The organism is Iodobacter fluviatilis, from assembly GCF_004194535.1.
GTDB classification, from domain to species: domain Bacteria; phylum Pseudomonadota; class Gammaproteobacteria; order Burkholderiales; family Chitinibacteraceae; genus Iodobacter; species Iodobacter fluviatilis_A.
The window spans coordinates 439,644-456,241 of record NZ_CP025781.1 but is presented as its reverse complement, the minus strand read 5'-3'; the positions used below and the strand labels follow the sequence as shown (position 1 = coordinate 456,241).

Sequence of the window (16,598 nt, the reverse complement as noted above, 5' to 3'; positions counted from 1 at the left end):
TTTCCTAAGGCGAAGGAACTTAGTAGCGCGCGGCACTTCGCGTGGTACAATCGCGCACTTTTTTACAAATCTGCAGCCCAGACAATGACAACCCGCGCCATTCGTAATATTGCAATTATTGCCCACGTTGACCATGGTAAGACTACCCTCGTTGACAAACTCCTCCGCCAGTCCGGCACTTTCCGCGATAACCAACAGGTTACAGAACGCGTGATGGACAGTAATGATATCGAAAAAGAGCGCGGTATCACTATTTTGGCCAAGAACACCTCCCTTCAATACGAAGGCTACCATATCAATATCGTAGACACTCCAGGCCACGCTGATTTCGGTGGTGAAGTGGAACGTGTTCTAGGTATGGTTGATGGTGTCTTGCTGCTGGTTGATGCTGTTGATGGCCCTATGCCACAAACACGCTTCGTGACTAAAAAGGCTTTGGCTCTTGGCCTGAAGCCTATCGTGGTTATCAATAAAGTTGACCGTCCTGGCGCACGTCCGGATTGGGTTGTAGACCAAACTTTCGATTTATTCGACAAGCTCGGCGCGACTGATGAACAGCTCGATTTCCCTGTTATTTACGCTTCTGCTCTGAATGGCTACGCTAAGCTCGAACTCGAAACTGAGTCCGACAATATGCGTCCATTGCTAGACACTGTACTGACACACGTTCAAGCGCCAGTTGGCGATCCTGATGCACCATTGCAATTGCAAATTTCTGCTCTGGATTACTCCACATACACCGGTCGCCTTGGGGTTGGTCGTGTATTGAATGGCCGTATCAAGCCAGGTCAAGCCGTTGTTGTGATGAATCACGAAGACCAAGTCGGTCAAGGCCGTATCAACCAAGTATTGGGTTTCAGTGGTCTGGAACGCGTTGCAGTTGAAGAAGCACAAGCTGGCGATATTATTATTATCTCTGGTCTGGATGAAATCGGTATTGGCGTCACCATCTGTGATAAAGACTTGCCGGTAGGCGTGCCGATGTTAACCATCGATGAGCCAACACTGACTATGGACTTCATGGTGAACACTTCACCATTAGCCGGTACAGAAGGTAAGTTTGTTACCAGCCGTCAGATCCGTGATCGCCTGACTAAAGAATTGCTGATCAATGTGGCTCTGCGGGTAGAAGACACTGAAGACGCTGATATTTTCCGCGTTTCAGGTCGTGGTGAATTGCATCTGACTATTTTGCTAGAAAACATGCGCCGTGAAGGCTTTGAAATGGCCGTGGCTAAACCGCGCGTTGTTTACAAAGACATCGACGGTGTGAAGTGTGAGCCTTACGAAAATCTGTCTATCGATCTTGAAGATGAACATCAAGGTGGCGTGATGGAAGAAATTGGTCGCCGCCGTGGTGAGTTGACCAACATGGAATCCGACGGTCAAGGCCGTACCCGTTTGGAATACCATATTCCAGCTCGTGGTTTGATCGGCTTCCAAGGTGATTTCATGACCATGACTCGCGGTACTGGCTTGATCGGTCACGTGTTTGATGACTACGCACCGGCTAAAGCCGATATGCCAGGTCGTCATAACGGCGTGTTGGTTTCCCAAGAAAACGGTGAAGCTGTTGCCTACGCGCTGTGGAAACTGGAAGACCGTGGTCGTATGTTTGTAGCTCCAGGCGACAAATTGTACGAAGGTATGGTTATCGGTATTCACACCCGTGATAACGACTTGGTGGTTAACCCTGTTAAGGGTAAGCAACTGACTAACGTTCGCGCATCCGGTACTGACGAAGCGGTTCGTTTGACTACAGCGATCAAAATGACGCTGGAATCAGCAGTTGAGTTTATTGATGATGATGAATTGGTTGAAATCACACCAACAAGCATCCGTATTCGTAAGCGTTACTTAAACGAAACAGATCGTCGTCGTCATTTCAAAGCAAAAACACACTAAGCTTCGTTTGAATGATTGCAATACAACACCCCGCCATGCGGGGTGTTTTTTTTGCTGGAGCGTAAAATGGACAGTATAAAAGCTGTACGAATTGATAAATGGCTGTGGGTGGCACGGTTTTTTAAGACGCGCTCTTTGGCGAGTGCCGCGATTGATGCAGGGCATGTTCATTTAAATAAAGAGCGAATTAAACCTGCAAGAACGGTAAAATTAGGGGATCAACTGCGTATTCATACTGAGCAGGGGGAGTTTGAAGTGGTGGTAATCGGTATTTCTGAGCAGAGAGGCCCCGCTACTGCTGCACGGTTACTCTATTCAGAGAGCTTGGCAAGCCAGCAGAAAAGGCAGTACGAGCGTGAAGCACGGCAACTAGCCCCTCGATTTGAGCACCCTAGTGGTGAAGGGCGGCCAAGTAAAAAGTGGCGGCGGCAATTGCATGAATTTGAACGTAAAAATAACGGTGAAATTTAGTAATGGTGACACATGCATTTGTATTTTCAGCTATTTTATAAGGACTAGGGTACGTTGACGTTTCATTTGTCATTGCGTTGAGCCGGAAAACGGCCAAGCACAAGGCATGTGACGAAGGCAATAATGGGTTATTGTCGAGGAGCATCACGCAGTGAATGGCCATTTTCCGGCACAGCCCTTCGGGCCAAACGCAGCCGTGAATGAAACGTCAACAGACCCTAGCAGCCTGTCGGACTTAGACAGTCGAAGCGAAAAATAGCATGGTCGAGACCAGATTTTGCCGGATTTGCAGCGCCAATAACGAGTTATTGGTCAAAAATCTGGTGAAATATAGACCGATCAGGTGATTTTGCAGCTGACTGATGCTAAGTCCGACAGGCTGCTAGGTAAATTTAGGTGTATTGAATAAACAACCGCTGAAATTTTAGTTTAATTAAGTGTGAAACTGGATTCAAAATGAGTGAAAAATCAATAAAGCCCATCGTTTACGTTTCTGCCAGACAAGTGCATGGGGGCGCTGAATTAGCGAGACAGCTTACATTTTTTGGTTTTGAATGCCATGTCTTTTTAAAGAAAAGTTCCTTTTTGGCTGCCATGCATACTACTGCGCCGTTTGCTGTTGTGTTAAGTGAGGCAGGCTTGGAGGATTGCTCAGCCGATGAAATTTTGCCTTTTGTAGTTAAATTGTCGTGCGGGCCTATTTTATATCTGACCTCCACTTTAAGTATATCCCAGCAAATAGAGCTGATGAATAATGGGATTACAGATTTTATTTATTTTCCATTAGATATTCAGAGACTTATTGATAGATTAGATAGTCTGCTAGAGCGCTCGCATAACACTCCTTATCGAGTGTTAATCGTTGATGATTCAGACGCGATGGGGAGATTCAATGCCGATGCACTTGGCCAAGCAGGCATGCAAGTACAGCTTTTAAAAAATCCTTTAGAAGTATTTTTACTATTGGAGCGGTTTGTTCCCGATATTGTGTTGATGGATGTGTATATGCCGCAATGCTCGGGCAATGAAATTGCCAAAGTGATTCGCCAATACACACAATTTGACAGTATTCCGATTGTTTTTTTATCTACAGAAACTAATCGCAATAAACAACTTATGGCTCGTAGTATGGGTGGGGATGATTTCTGGGTTAAAAGTATGCCCAGAGAAGAGTTGGTTGCCTCGGTTGGCATTACCTGTGCGCGCTATCGCTCATTACGGCGGTGGATGACTTGTGATAGCCTCACTGCATTGCTAAATCATACTAATGTTATTGAATTACTTGAGCGTGAAGTAGCTCAGGCAAAAAAAGAATCGCTTTCTCTCTCTTTTGCCATGATTGATATTGATCATTTCAAAAAAATTAATAACTCTTATGGGCATGGAATTGGCGATCAAGTGATTAAAAGCTTAGCGCGCTTATTACGCCAATCTATTCATAATGATGGTTCAGTTGGACGCTATGGAGGTGAAAAATTTGCAGTACTTTTTGCAGGAACAAGCTTGATTCGAGCAGCTCAAAAGCTGGATGAGTGGCGTATGCGTTTTGCCGAATTAACCCAATCATCCGGTGATATCCAATTTAACGTTACATTTAGTGCGGGTATCGCTGCTTTGAAAAACAATATGGATGCTCAGCAATTGATTGATGCCGCTGATCAGGCGCTTTATCAGGCCAAGGGTGCAGGGCGTAACCAAATTGGCTTGCATAATAATTAATTTATGTTGACTTGGTTGCGCATTAAGCACGGTTTTTTAGATACTTTGTTTAAAGAATAATAATGAACATTCTGTATAAAATTGTTCCAGCGTCTTTGCACGCCCATCTTTTTCATGTTTCTATCACCATTAATAAGCCAGATAAAAATGGTCAGTGTTTATACTTAGCTGCGTGGATTCCTGGTAGTTATTTAATTCGTGAGTTTTCTCGTAATATTGTTGAAATTCGCGCCGAATCAGCTGGTAAGCCGGTCATGCTAAATAAGTGTGATAAGCATACTTGGCAGGCAGCTAGTGTCAAAGGCCCTTTAGAAATTCATTATAGTGTTTATGCCTGGGATTTATCCGTACGTGGTGCTTATTTAGATCAAAGCCGTGGTTTTTTTAATGGCACCAGCGTGTTTTTGGCGGTATCAGGCCAAGAAAGCAACCCTTGTTACGTTGATATCGTGGCGCCTGAAGGTAAGGCATATAAGCAGTGGAAAATAGCCACGACTTTAACGAAAGACGACGCCAAAGTGGGGCAATTTGGCCGTTATCAAGCCGCTAATTATGATGAGCTTATTGATCATCCTGTTGAAATGGGCGAATTTAGCCAGATTAGTTTTAAAGCGTGTGGTACGCCTCACGATATCGTTATTGCTGGGCGGCATAATGCCGATTTAAAACGCCTAAAAAAAGATTTAAAAAAAATTTGCGAATATCAAATTAAGCTTTTTGGTGAGCCAGCACCATTTGATCGGTATTTGTTTATGACGATGGCGCTTGGCGATGGTTATGGTGGATTAGAGCATCGATCATCCACGGCACTAATGTGTAATCGGGATGATTTACCTTTAGCACATGAAACACAAATCAAAGCGGGCTATCGCCAGTTTTTAGGCCTTTGCAGCCATGAGTATTTTCATAGCTGGAATGTGAAAAGAATAAAACCAGCTGCGTATGCGCCTTATGATTTAAGCCAAGAAAATTACACCCGTTTATTATGGGCATTTGAAGGGATTACCTCGTATTACGATGATCTCACCCTGCTTCGCACGGGCTTAATTAGCCAGCAGGATTATTTAGATTTATTAGCGCAAACCATTACAGGGGTGGAGCGGGGGAATGGCCGCACTAAGCAAACATTAGAGGATTCTAGTTTAGATACATGGGTTAAATTTTATCGCCAAGATGAAAACAGCCCAAATAGCTTGGTGAGTTATTACACCAAGGGAGCCTTGGTGGCTCTCTGCCTCGATTTATTAATTCGCCAGCAAAGTGCCGGACAAAAATCCTTAGATGACGTGATGCGCGCGCTGTGGCTGCGTTATGGTCAAGATTTTTCCTCCGCAGGTTTAGGCGTGGCAGAAGCAGATTGGGAGCGTTTAGCCAGTGAAGTTACCGGCCTAGATTTGCAAAGCTTTTTTGATTTAGCCCTACGCTCCACGCAAGAGTTGCCACTGCAAACGCTATTGGCTGAATTTGGTGTGGAGTGGCAAATGCGTGCAGCTGTGGGCGCAAGTGATAAGGGGGGCTGGTTAGATAAAGTGTTACCGCCAAGTAATAGCCTCGGTATACGTAGTAGCAGCGACGGTAGTTTTGTAAAGCTTAGCCATGTTTTAGATGGTGGAGCTGCGCAAGCTGCGGGTTTATCTGCAGGTGATTTGTTGATTGCAATAAATGGCTTACGCGTGACCAGTGGTAATTTAGAGGCACAGCTTGCTAGTCAGCCGATCAATGGCGAGCTGGATGTCTTGGCATTTCGCCGTGATGAATTAATGCGCTTTAATGTGCGTTTGCAGCATTCTGCAGAGAATACCTGCGGATTGAAGCTAAAGGCGCTTGATGCTGAAAAAAGTATGACAAGAGACGCATGGCTTCTTGGGTAATATATTGGGTTTGCCTTGCATGCATCTGACTGCTATCAATTTGGGATGACAAGGATTATAAAATGTCACTCCAAATGGGTTCTTATTTTTTTCAATACCGTTTTAGGCGGATCAATACAGCACGAGTAAAAATTTTACTCGTGCTATTGGCATTGAATCTGCTGCTGATGCTTGTGTTCACCATGCTAATTCAGTGGGTGATGAGCACAGAGGTACGCCGTGATGCAGATAATCGCTTGGCTGTTGCGGTGCAAACTTTGCCGATGCTGTTGCCGCCTGATTATCTTCACCGTGCTATGGCGGGTGCAGCGGTTTCTTCTGCCGAATATCTCAGTATTGCTGAGCGATTGAATCAGTATTGTCAGATTGCTGGGATTCGTTATCTTTACGTATTTAGATTAGTGGATGGGCACGTCAGCTACATGCTCGATAGTGCCCCGCCTGCTGAGCTAGCTGCAGATCGCTACGGCCATTATCAAATCAAATATCAAGATGACGAGGGCTTGGTGATGGCGGCTTTGCTCGATGGTAAAGCGCGCAAGGGCACGGTGAGTAATGCTTACGGTAAGTTTTACAAATTGTGGGCGATGCCCATCAAAAGCCGCTCTGGCGTTGATAAAGGCAGGCATCAATTCGCTGGGCAGCCCTAAATAAGCTAGACGCAGGGAGGGAAACAGCACTTTGCTAAAGGTGCCGACATACAGCGTTCTGTCTGTTTTATCTAGCGCATGTAGCGTGGGGAGCGGGCGCTGGTCGTAGTAAAACTCGCTGTCGTAATCATCCTCAATAATCCATGCGCCGTGCTGCTCTGATCTGCTTGAGCGAGTAGCGTCATCCGGCGCGATAAACTCATTGCTAACCCCAATGGATATTGGTGCGATGGTGTGGTGTAGATAAGCTTGGGCGGGCTTAAATTTTGGCGGAGGGTGGTGTTAAATTCTTTTGCATCAAACGGCACCGGCACAATCTCTGTACCAGCGGTCAGCATGGTGTTTCTTGCGCCTAAATTACCCAGCTCTTCTAACCAAACCTTATCCTGTGGATCAATCAAGAGCTGCGCAATCATTTGCAAGGCTTGCTGCGAGCTATTTAAAATCAAAATTTGCTCATCAAACGGGGTCGGCATCGGCATCATTTCCAAACGCTCTTGCTCCAACATCTCGGCAATGCTCAGACCTTTGAATTCGGGATGCCTAAGCACTCCCCATAAGGCGCGACAACGCTCGGCCAGCCACGCATTCAATGCGTCAAAGGTACTGAACTTGATGCTTTGCGCCTCCAGCCAGATTCGCCGCCGACTATCTTGGACATTCTTTTCAACCACGCCTTTTTCCCAGCCAGAGGCGACATTGCAGAAGTCGGGATCAAACAAATAATGGGCGCACATCACCGAGAATCGGGCATTCACGATCCGGCCTTTGCCTTTGAGCACCTTATCAACAGCGGTCTTCATATTGTCGTAAATGCCTCGGCGCGGCACACCCCCTAAAGCCGCAAAGGATCGAGTATGCGCATCGAACAACATTTCATGCCCTTGGCTGGGATAGGCCACTCACCAGAAGGCGCGACTGGCACACCATTTCAGATGGGAAACTTGAATACGCCGATAAATACCACCGATAAGCAGATGCTCCTCACTCCAATCAAATTGAAAGACTTCGCCCAAAGCAAATTGCAAGGGCACAAAACCCTGTGGGGTCTTACCGGCTTTGCCACGCCAAGCACGAACGAAATCAGTGACGCCACTGTAAGCCCCTGTATAACCCTCAGCCTGAATTTGCTCGAACAAGGCTTTGGCGTGCGACGATTCTGCTTGGATCGGCACAACTCGTTGTAGTTGGTCAGTTTTCGGTCGGCGTCAACCTATTTGGCGATCAAGCTTGCGGTTAAAAACCAGCAATACACTGGTGAAGTACAGGGCATTTTGACTTATCAGCAGGGTAAAGTTTTGCGTTTGCAAGAGTGGCTGCATGGGCAGAATGAAACGCTGCTGGGTAGCTATGGATATAGCGATTCAAGCAACGATATTCCGCTGCTTTCTGCCGTTTGTCTGGCTTACGTGGTGAATCCCGACCAGCGGTTAAAGCAATATGCCAATCAACAAGGATGGGAGATGGTGTGTTGGAAAAACGTAAAATGAGCTTGTTCTCATAATAAATAATCATTTTAGTGGAAAAATTTCATGTGATTTATCCGCATCAATTGCAGTAAGTAAACCACAAAAAAATAGCGTTGTTTTAAAGTTTTTAAATGAATTTAATCTGTATTTTGTAAGGTGTTTTTTAATGCTTGGCATTTGTGACTACGGATATCTATACCTTAGAGAGGCGCTTGGACTCGGTGCTATCGTTATGTGGCAATTTAGCTAGTCAGCAGTGTGTAATTTGCTGAAAATTATTTACAAACAAGGGATTGTGTTGCCATCCACGTTTCATTTGCTTGAGTGCATATTACTGATTAGTGGTGAATGCAAAACAAAAATACAAGCGCAAAATATATATTCCATTGGTATTTTACTTACAAGCTATTTAGGTTGTGGGTTGCTTATCTGTTTGACATAAAGTTATTAAAGTTTTTGTCGATACATCATTACCAGTCCGGACGGGCCGTTTTTACGGTTGTTGGGTAGGCCGATTTCAAAGGTTATGCATCGGTGTTGTGTATTAGAACTAGCTAAGGAATACATAAAATGAGCTTCGTTACGGGTCTGACAACAAGTCAAATTGCTGCACTTACCACCCAGCAAATTGCTGGTTTTAATACAGCAATTATAGCGGAGCTCAGCACAAGCCAATTTATGGCGCTGACTACATCACAAGTGGCGGTACTCACTACCGCCCAGATTCGCGCTTTAACCAGTGACCAAACGGTTGCCCTGACCACAGATCAAGCTTCAACGCTGTCATCCAGCCAAATCGCCGCACTCTCTACTAACAGCATCGCTGCGCTGGAAACTACGGATTTACAAGTATTAAGAACCAGCGGTATTGCGGCGTTAAGCACCGCCCAATCCAAAGCCTTTACCACCGCCCAAGTGGCCACTTTAACGACCGATCAAGTCGTGGCGCTGAGCACCAGCGTGGTGGCCAGTGGCTTAGGCACCGATCAAGTAGCCGCACTCACCACGGCCCAAGCCGCGGTATTGACATCTCGCCAAGTAGCGGCGCTCACCACCAGCAATGTGGCCGCGCTAGAAACCCGCGACTTAGCGGTGATCAGCACCAGCGGCATCGCCGTGCTATCTAGCGCACAGGTCAAAGCGTTGACGACTGATCAAGTGGCGAACCTGACCACGGATCAAGCGGTAAACTTAACTTCGAGTTCCTTAGCAGGCTTAACCACCGATCAAGCCGTGGCTTTAACCACCGCCCAAGCGGCTGTCTTGACCACTCGCCAAGTGGCTGCGCTGAGCACCAGCAATATTGCAGCCCTAGAAACGCGTGATTTAGTGGTGATTAGCACCAGCGCCGTTGCCGTGTTATCCAGCGCGCAAGTCAAAGCCCTGACTACTGACCAAGTCAATAACTTGACCACGGATCAAGCCATCAGCCTAAGCACCGGCTCTTTGGCAGGCTTAACCACCGATCAAGCCGTGGCACTGAATACCGCGCAAGCCGCCGTCTTAACCTCACGTCAAGTGGCTGCGCTGAGCACCAGCAATATCGCCGCGCTAGAAACCCGTGATGTGGCCGTACTGACAACAGGCTCGATTGCCGCCTTGTCGACCAGCCAAGTACGCGTCTTGACCAGTGATCAAACCGTCGCGTTGACCACAGATCAAGCCGCAACGTTGTCATCCAGCCAAATCGCCGCACTCTCAACTAACAGCATCGCTGCGTTGGAAACGACGGATCTACAAGTATTAAGAACCAGCGGTATTGCGGCGTTAAGTACAGCCCAATCCAAAGCCTTTACTACCGCCCAAGTGGCCACTTTAACGACTGATCAAGTCGTGGCGCTGAGCACCAGCGTGGTGGCCAGTGGCTTAGGCACCGATCAAGTAGCCGCACTCACCACGGCCCAAGCCGCCGTACTGACATCTCGCCAAGTGGCGGCGCTCACCACCAGCAATGTGGCCGCGCTAGAAACCCGCGACTTAGCCGTGATCAGCACCAGCGGCATCGCCGTGCTATCCAGCGCACAAGTTAAAGCGTTGACGACCGATCAAGTGGCGAACCTGACCACTGATCAAGCGGTGAGCTTAACTTCGAGTTCCCTAGCAGGCTTAACCACCGATCAAGCCGTGGCTTTAACCACCGCCCAAGCGGCTGTCTTAACCACTCGCCAAGTGGCTGCGCTGAGCACCAGCAATATTGCAGCCCTAGAAACGCGTGATTTAATCGTAATCAGCACCAGCGCGATCGCTGTGCTATCCAGCGCGCAAGTCAAAGCCCTGACCACCGACCAAGTCAATAACTTGACCACGGATCAAGCCATCAGCCTAAGCACCGGCTCTTTGGCAGGCTTAACCACCGATCAAGCGGTGGCACTGAATACCGCGCAAGCCGCCGTCTTAACCTCACGTCAAGTGGCTGCGCTGAGCACCAGCAATATCGCCGCGCTAGAAACCCGTGATGTGGCCGTACTGACAACAGGCTCGATTGCCGCCTTGTCGACCAGCCAAGTGCGCGTCTTGACCAGTGATCAAACCGTCGCGTTGACCACAGATCAAGCTTCAACGTTGTCATCCAGCCAAATCGCCGCACTCTCAACCAACAGCATTGCTGCGCTGGAAACGACGGATTTACAAGTATTAAGAACCAGCGGTATTGCCGTATTGAGCACAGCGCAAGTGAGCGCCTTTAATACTTCACAAATTAGCAATCTAACCACAGATCAAGTGGTGGCCTTGAGTACTAGCGCGGTGGCTAATGGCCTGACTACTGATCAGGTGGTCGCTTTAACGACAGCACAAGTTGCTGTGTTGAGTTCTCGCCAAGTTGCCGTGTTATCCACTAATAACGTGGCGGCTTTGGAAACCCGTGATTTAGCGGTACTGACAACCTTGCCTACCGCAATATTGTCGAGCAGCCAAGTTAAGGCGTTGACCACAGATCAAGTGGCTAATCTTACAACCGATCAGACCATCAACCTGAGCAGTAGTGCCTTGGTTGGGCTGCGTACAGATCAAGTGGCAGCTTTAACCACCGCACAAGCCGCGGTCTTAACTACGCGTCAAATTGCAGCTTTTAGTACAAGCGATATCGCAGCACTAGAAACGCGTGATTTAGTGGTAATCAGCACTAGCGCCATTGCCGTGTTATCCAGCGCGCAAGTCAAAGCCCTGACCACCGACCAAGTCAATAACTTGACCACGGATCAAGCCATCAGCCTAAGCACCGGTTCCTTGGCAGGCTTAACCACCGATCAAGCGGTGGCACTGAATACCGCGCAAGCTGCTGTCTTAACCTCACGTCAAGTGGCTGCGCTGAGCACCAGCAATATCGCCGCGCTAGAAACCCGTGATGTGGCCGTACTGACAACAGGCTCGATTGCCGCCTTGTCGACCAGCCAAGTGCGCGTCTTGACCAGTGATCAAACCGTCGCGTTGACCACAGATCAAGCTTCAACGTTGTCATCCAGCCAAATCGCCGCACTCTCAACCAACAGCATTGCTGCGCTGGAAACGACGGATCTACAAGTATTAAGAACCAGCGGTATTGCGGCGTTAAGCACAGCCCAATCCAAAGCCTTTACCACCGCCCAAGTGGCCACTTTAACGACTGATCAAGTCGTGGCGCTGAGCACCAGCGTGGTGGCCAGTGGCTTAGGCACCGATCAAGTAGCCGCACTCACCACGGCCCAAGCCGCCGTACTGACATCTCGCCAAGTGGCGGCGCTCACCACCAGCAATGTGGCCGCGCTAGAAACCCGCGACTTAGCCGTGATCAGCACCAGCGGCATCGCCGTGCTATCTAGCGCACAAGTTAAAGCGTTGACGACCGATCAAGTGGCGAACCTGACCACTGATCAAGCGGTGAGCTTAACTTCGAGTTCCCTAGCAGGCTTAACCACCGATCAAGCCGTGGCTTTAACCACCGCCCAAGCGGCTGTCTTAACCACTCGCCAAGTGGCTGCGCTGAGCACCAGCAATATCGCCGCACTAGAAACGCGTGATTTAGTGGTAATCAGCACCAGCGCGATCGCTGTGCTATCCAGTGCCCAAGTCAAAGCCCTGACTACCGACCAAGTCAATAACTTGACCACGGATCAAGCCATCAGCCTAAGCACCGGCTCTTTGGCAGGCTTAACCACCGATCAAGCGGTGGCACTGAATACCGCGCAAGCCGCCGTCTTAACCTCACGTCAAGTGGCTGCGCTGAGCACCAGCAATATCGCCGCGCTAGAAACCCGTGATGTGGCCGTACTGACAACAGGCTCGATTGCCGCCTTGTCGACCAGCCAAGTGCGCGTCTTGACCAGTGATCAAACCGTCGCGTTGACCACAGATCAAGCTTCAACGTTGTCATCCAGCCAAATCGCCGCACTCTCAACCAACAGCATTGCTGCGCTGGAAACGACGGATCTACAAGTATTAAGAACCAGCGGTATTGCGGCGTTAAGCACAGCCCAATCCAAAGCCTTTACCACCGCCCAAGTGGCCACTTTAACGACTGATCAAGTCGTGGCGCTGAGCACCAGCGTGGTGGCCAGTGGCTTAGGCACCGATCAAGTAGCCGCACTCACCACGGCCCAAGCCGCCGTACTGACATCTCGCCAAGTGGCGGCGCTCACCACCAGCAATGTGGCCGCGCTAGAAACCCGCGACTTAGCCGTGATCAGCACCAGCGGCATCGCCGTGCTATCTAGCGCACAAGTTAAAGCGTTGACGACCGATCAAGTGGCGAACCTGACCACTGATCAAGCGGTGAGCTTAACTTCGAGTTCCCTAGCAGGCTTAACCACCGATCAAGCCGTGGCTTTAACCACCGCCCAAGCGGCTGTCTTAACCACTCGCCAAGTGGCTGCGCTGAGCACCAGCAATATCGCCGCACTAGAAACGCGTGATTTAGTGGTAATCAGCACCAGCGCGATCGCTGTGCTATCCAGTGCCCAAGTCAAAGCCCTGACTACCGACCAAGTCAATAACTTGACCACGGATCAAGCCATCAGCCTAAGCACCGGCTCTTTGGCAGGCTTAACCACCGATCAAGCGGTGGCACTGAATACCGCGCAAGCCGCCGTCTTAACCTCACGTCAAGTGGCTGCGCTGAGCACCAGCAATATCGCCGCGCTAGAAACCCGTGATGTGGCCGTACTGACAACAGGCTCGATTGCCGCCTTGTCGACCAGCCAAGTGCGCGTCTTGACCAGTGATCAAACCGTCGCGTTGACCACAGATCAAGCTTCAACGCTGTCATCCAGCCAAATCGCCGCACTCTCAACCAACAGCATTGCGGCGTTGGAAACCACGGATCTACAAGTATTAAGAACCAGCGGTATTGCGGCGTTAAGCACCGCCCAATCCAAAGCCTTTACCACCGCCCAAGTGGCCACTTTAACGACCGATCAAGTCGTGGCGCTGAGCACCAGCGTGGTGGCCAGTGGCTTAGGCACCGATCAAGTAGCCGCACTCACCACGGCCCAAGCCGCGGTATTGACATCTCGCCAAGTAGCGGCGCTCACCACCAGCAATGTGGCCGCGCTAGAAACCCGCGACTTAGCGGTGATCAGCACCAGCGGCATCGCCGTGCTATCTAGCGCACAGGTCAAAGCGTTGACGACTGATCAAGTGGCGAACCTGACCACGGATCAAGCGGTAAACTTAACTTCGAGTTCCTTAGCAGGCTTAACCACCGATCAAGCCGTGGCTTTAACCACCGCCCAAGCGGCTGTCTTGACCACTCGCCAAGTGGCTGCGCTGAGCACCAGCAATATTGCAGCCCTAGAAACGCGTGATTTAGTGGTGATTAGCACCAGCGCCGTTGCCGTGTTATCCAGCGCGCAAGTCAAAGCCCTGACTACTGACCAAGTCAATAACTTGACCACGGATCAAGCCATCAGCCTAAGCACCGGCTCTTTGGCAGGCTTAACCACCGATCAAGCCGTGGCACTGAATACCGCGCAAGCCGCCGTCTTAACCTCACGTCAAGTGGCTGCGCTGAGCACCAGCAATATCGCCGCGCTAGAAACCCGTGATGTGGCCGTACTGACAACAGGCTCGATTGCCGCCTTGTCGACCAGCCAAGTACGCGTCTTGACCAGTGATCAAACCGTCGCGTTGACCACAGATCAAGCTTCAACGCTGTCATCCAGCCAAATCGCCGCACTCTCAACCAACAGCATCGCGGCGCTGGAAACCACGGACTTACAAGTATTAAGAACCAGCGGTATTGCGGCGTTAAGCACAGCCCAATCCAAAGCCTTTACCACCGCCCAAGTGGCCACTTTAACGACTGATCAAGTCGTTGCGCTGAGCACCAGCGTGGTGGCCAGTGGCTTAGGCACCGATCAAGTAGCCGCACTCACCACGGCCCAAGCCGCCGTACTGACATCTCGCCAAGTGGCGGCGCTCACCACCAGCAATGTGGCCGCGCTAGAAACCCGCGACTTAGCCGTGATCAGCACCAGCGGCATCGCCGTGCTATCCAGCGCACAAGTTAAAGCGTTGACGACCGATCAAGTGGCGAACCTGACCACTGATCAAGCGGTGAGCTTAACTTCGAGTTCCCTAGCAGGCTTAACCACCGATCAAGCCGTGGCTTTAACCACCGCCCAAGCGGCTGTCTTAACCACTCGCCAAGTGGCTGCGCTGAGCACCAGCAATATTGCAGCCCTAGAAACGCGTGATTTAATCGTAATCAGCACCAGCGCGATCGCTGTGCTATCCAGCGCGCAAGTCAAAGCCCTGACTACTGACCAAGTCAATAACTTGACCACGGATCAAGCCATCAGCCTAAGCACCGGCTCTTTGGCAGGCTTAACCACCGATCAAGCCGTGGCACTGAATACCGCGCAAGCCGCCGTCTTAACCTCACGTCAAGTGGCTGCGCTGAGCACCAGCAATATCGCCGCGCTAGAAACCCGTGATGTGGCCGTACTGACAACAGGCTCGATTGCCGCCTTGTCGACCAGCCAAGTACGCGTCTTGACCAGTGATCAAACCGTCGCGTTGACCACAGATCAAGCCGCAACGTTGTCATCCAGCCAAATCGCCGCACTCTCAACTAACAGCATCGCTGCGTTGGAAACGACGGATCTACAAGTATTAAGAACCAGCGGTATTGCGGCGTTAAGTACGACTCAGGTGAAAGCCTTTACGACTGCCCAAGTGGCTGTGTTTACCACAGACCAAGTGGTAGCCTTAACTGCAGCAAGTTTTGCGACTGGCTTCACAACCGCTCAAATTGTCGCACTAACCGCCATACAGACCGCTGTGCTCAACTCTAGCCAAGTTGCTGCGCTTTCTACTGACAATATTGCAGCTATGGAAACCACAGACTTTGCTGCCTTAACGACGTCTTCTCTCGTCGGGCTAACCACAAAACAAGCGAATGCCTTGACCTCAGCACAGGCTGTGGCGCTAACCACGGCACAAGCGGCGATATTAACGTCAAGCCAAGTGCTTGCGCTGTCGACCAGTAGTATTGCCGCCCTAGAAACGACAGATCTGGCGGTCTTAAGAACCGGCGCGATTGCTGTGCTTAATACTCAGCAAGTGGTTGCGATTAGCACCGTTCAGATTCAAGCGCTGCTAACGACCCAAGTGGCAGCAATGACGACCACACAAGTGATGGCGATGACATCGTCACAAATTGGTGCCTTTACCACCGATCAAATTTCTCACTTGGCCTTGGGTAGCCCAATCATTCTTGACTTGAATGGAAATGGCGTAAGCACCAGCAGTATTGAGAAAGGTGTGAAATTCGATCTCTTTGCTAGTGGCGTTGAAACCCAAACTGGTTGGGTGGGTGGAGGAGACGGCTTGCTTGTAATGGATCGCAACCATGATGGCAGCATTAATGATGGTAAAGAGCTGTTTGGTACCTCCACAGTGATGGCAGATGGTAGCAAGGCAAAAGATGGTTATGCGGCGCTTACCGAGCTTGATAGCGATGGCAATGGCGTAGTTGATCGTAATGACGCTCAATTCTCTGATTTGCGTGTTTGGGTGGATGGCAATACGGATGGGGTGAGCCAAGCTGATGAGCTGAAAACACTTGATGCCTTGGGGATTGCTAAACTCAATCTGGATGTAAGCAAAACCAGTGAAAAAGACAACGGCAATTACATAGGCTTGAAATCTACTTACGAGACGAATGATGGTGCTAGCCATTCAGCGGCCGATGTTTGGTTTGTTGCGGATACCTCTAACCAACCACCTGCGGTTGAGCCAGATATGCGCACTAGAGTTGTTGATTTTGTACAAGCGATTTCAGCCTTTGAAGAAAGTGCTCAGTCAGGAGGGGGGCAAGATGCTACTAAATTACAACTTGATGCAGCGCTTGATGCACCTCCAGTGATGGCCTTGGGTACCGCGGTCAATCAAATGAGCGATGTGTTGAAACAGTTTGATGCAAATGGGCAACAGATTGGAGGGGCGCTCACGCCAATGGCCTCTAGCGATCAAACGCTACGCTTGAATGCTTTGGCAACGCCTCAGGCAGGGGGAATATTGGCTTCTAAGTAGCT

The 16,598-nt window shown here is 49.7% G+C and carries 7 protein-coding genes and 2 pseudogenes; 8 read left to right on the top strand and 1 reads right to left on the bottom strand.

The genetic code is table 11. The features are described from left to right. Nucleotides 1-84 precede the first annotated feature (84 nt). The 6 genes and pseudogenes from typA to C1H71_RS01890 all read left to right on the top strand — a co-directional run bounded on the left by typA (nucleotide 85) and on the right by C1H71_RS01890 (nucleotide 6,616). Nucleotides 85-1,905: a translational GTPase TypA gene (gene typA / locus C1H71_RS01910; RefSeq protein ID WP_130105064.1), complete on the top strand. Its 1,821-nt coding sequence runs from the start codon at nucleotides 85-87 to the stop codon at nucleotides 1,903-1,905. 66 nt (nucleotides 1,906-1,971) lie between these two features. Beyond that, on the top strand, nucleotides 1,972-2,376 hold the full coding sequence (locus tag C1H71_RS01905) for an RNA-binding S4 domain-containing protein (protein ID WP_130105063.1): 405 nt from the start codon (nucleotides 1,972-1,974) through the stop codon (nucleotides 2,374-2,376). A 456-nt stretch (nucleotides 2,377-2,832) separates the two neighbouring features. Further along, nucleotides 2,833-3,504, top strand: a pseudogene (locus tag C1H71_RS21875) (response regulator); the annotation flags it as partial. A 99-nt stretch (nucleotides 3,505-3,603) separates the two neighbouring features. Continuing rightward, the gene (locus C1H71_RS21870) at nucleotides 3,604-4,095 is read left to right on the top strand and encodes a GGDEF domain-containing protein (RefSeq protein ID WP_374704448.1); all 492 of its coding nucleotides are present in this window, start codon (nucleotides 3,604-3,606) and stop codon (nucleotides 4,093-4,095) included. A gap of 62 nt (nucleotides 4,096-4,157) precedes the next feature. Next, nucleotides 4,158-5,966 carry a M61 family metallopeptidase gene (locus C1H71_RS01895; protein ID WP_188053519.1) on the top strand — a complete coding sequence of 603 codons (1,809 nt, stop codon included), beginning with the start codon at nucleotides 4,158-4,160 and terminating at the stop codon, nucleotides 5,964-5,966. A gap of 62 nt (nucleotides 5,967-6,028) precedes the next feature. After that, nucleotides 6,029-6,616 carry a hypothetical protein gene (locus C1H71_RS01890; RefSeq protein ID WP_130105060.1) on the top strand — a complete coding sequence of 196 codons (588 nt, stop codon included), beginning with the start codon at nucleotides 6,029-6,031 and terminating at the stop codon, nucleotides 6,614-6,616. A 458-nt stretch (nucleotides 6,617-7,074) separates the two neighbouring features. Here C1H71_RS01890 and istA read toward each other — a convergent pair. Continuing rightward, a pseudogene (istA, locus tag C1H71_RS01885) lies at nucleotides 7,075-7,787 on the bottom strand (IS21 family transposase); the annotation flags it as partial. A gap of 46 nt (nucleotides 7,788-7,833) precedes the next feature. Between istA and C1H71_RS01880 the strand changes: the two are divergent. Together C1H71_RS01880 and C1H71_RS01875 are read left to right on the top strand one after the other, a co-directional pair. Next, nucleotides 7,834-8,106 (top strand): HAD family hydrolase, encoded by a 273-nt coding sequence (locus tag C1H71_RS01880; RefSeq protein ID WP_188053516.1) that lies wholly within the window; start codon nucleotides 7,834-7,836, stop codon nucleotides 8,104-8,106. Nucleotides 8,107-8,655: 549 nt separating this feature from the next. Further along, a complete protein-coding gene (locus C1H71_RS01875; RefSeq protein ID WP_223145959.1) occupies nucleotides 8,656-16,596 on the top strand; it encodes a heme utilization protein in 7,941 nt (2,646 codons plus the stop codon). Nucleotides 16,597-16,598 lie beyond the last annotated feature (2 nt).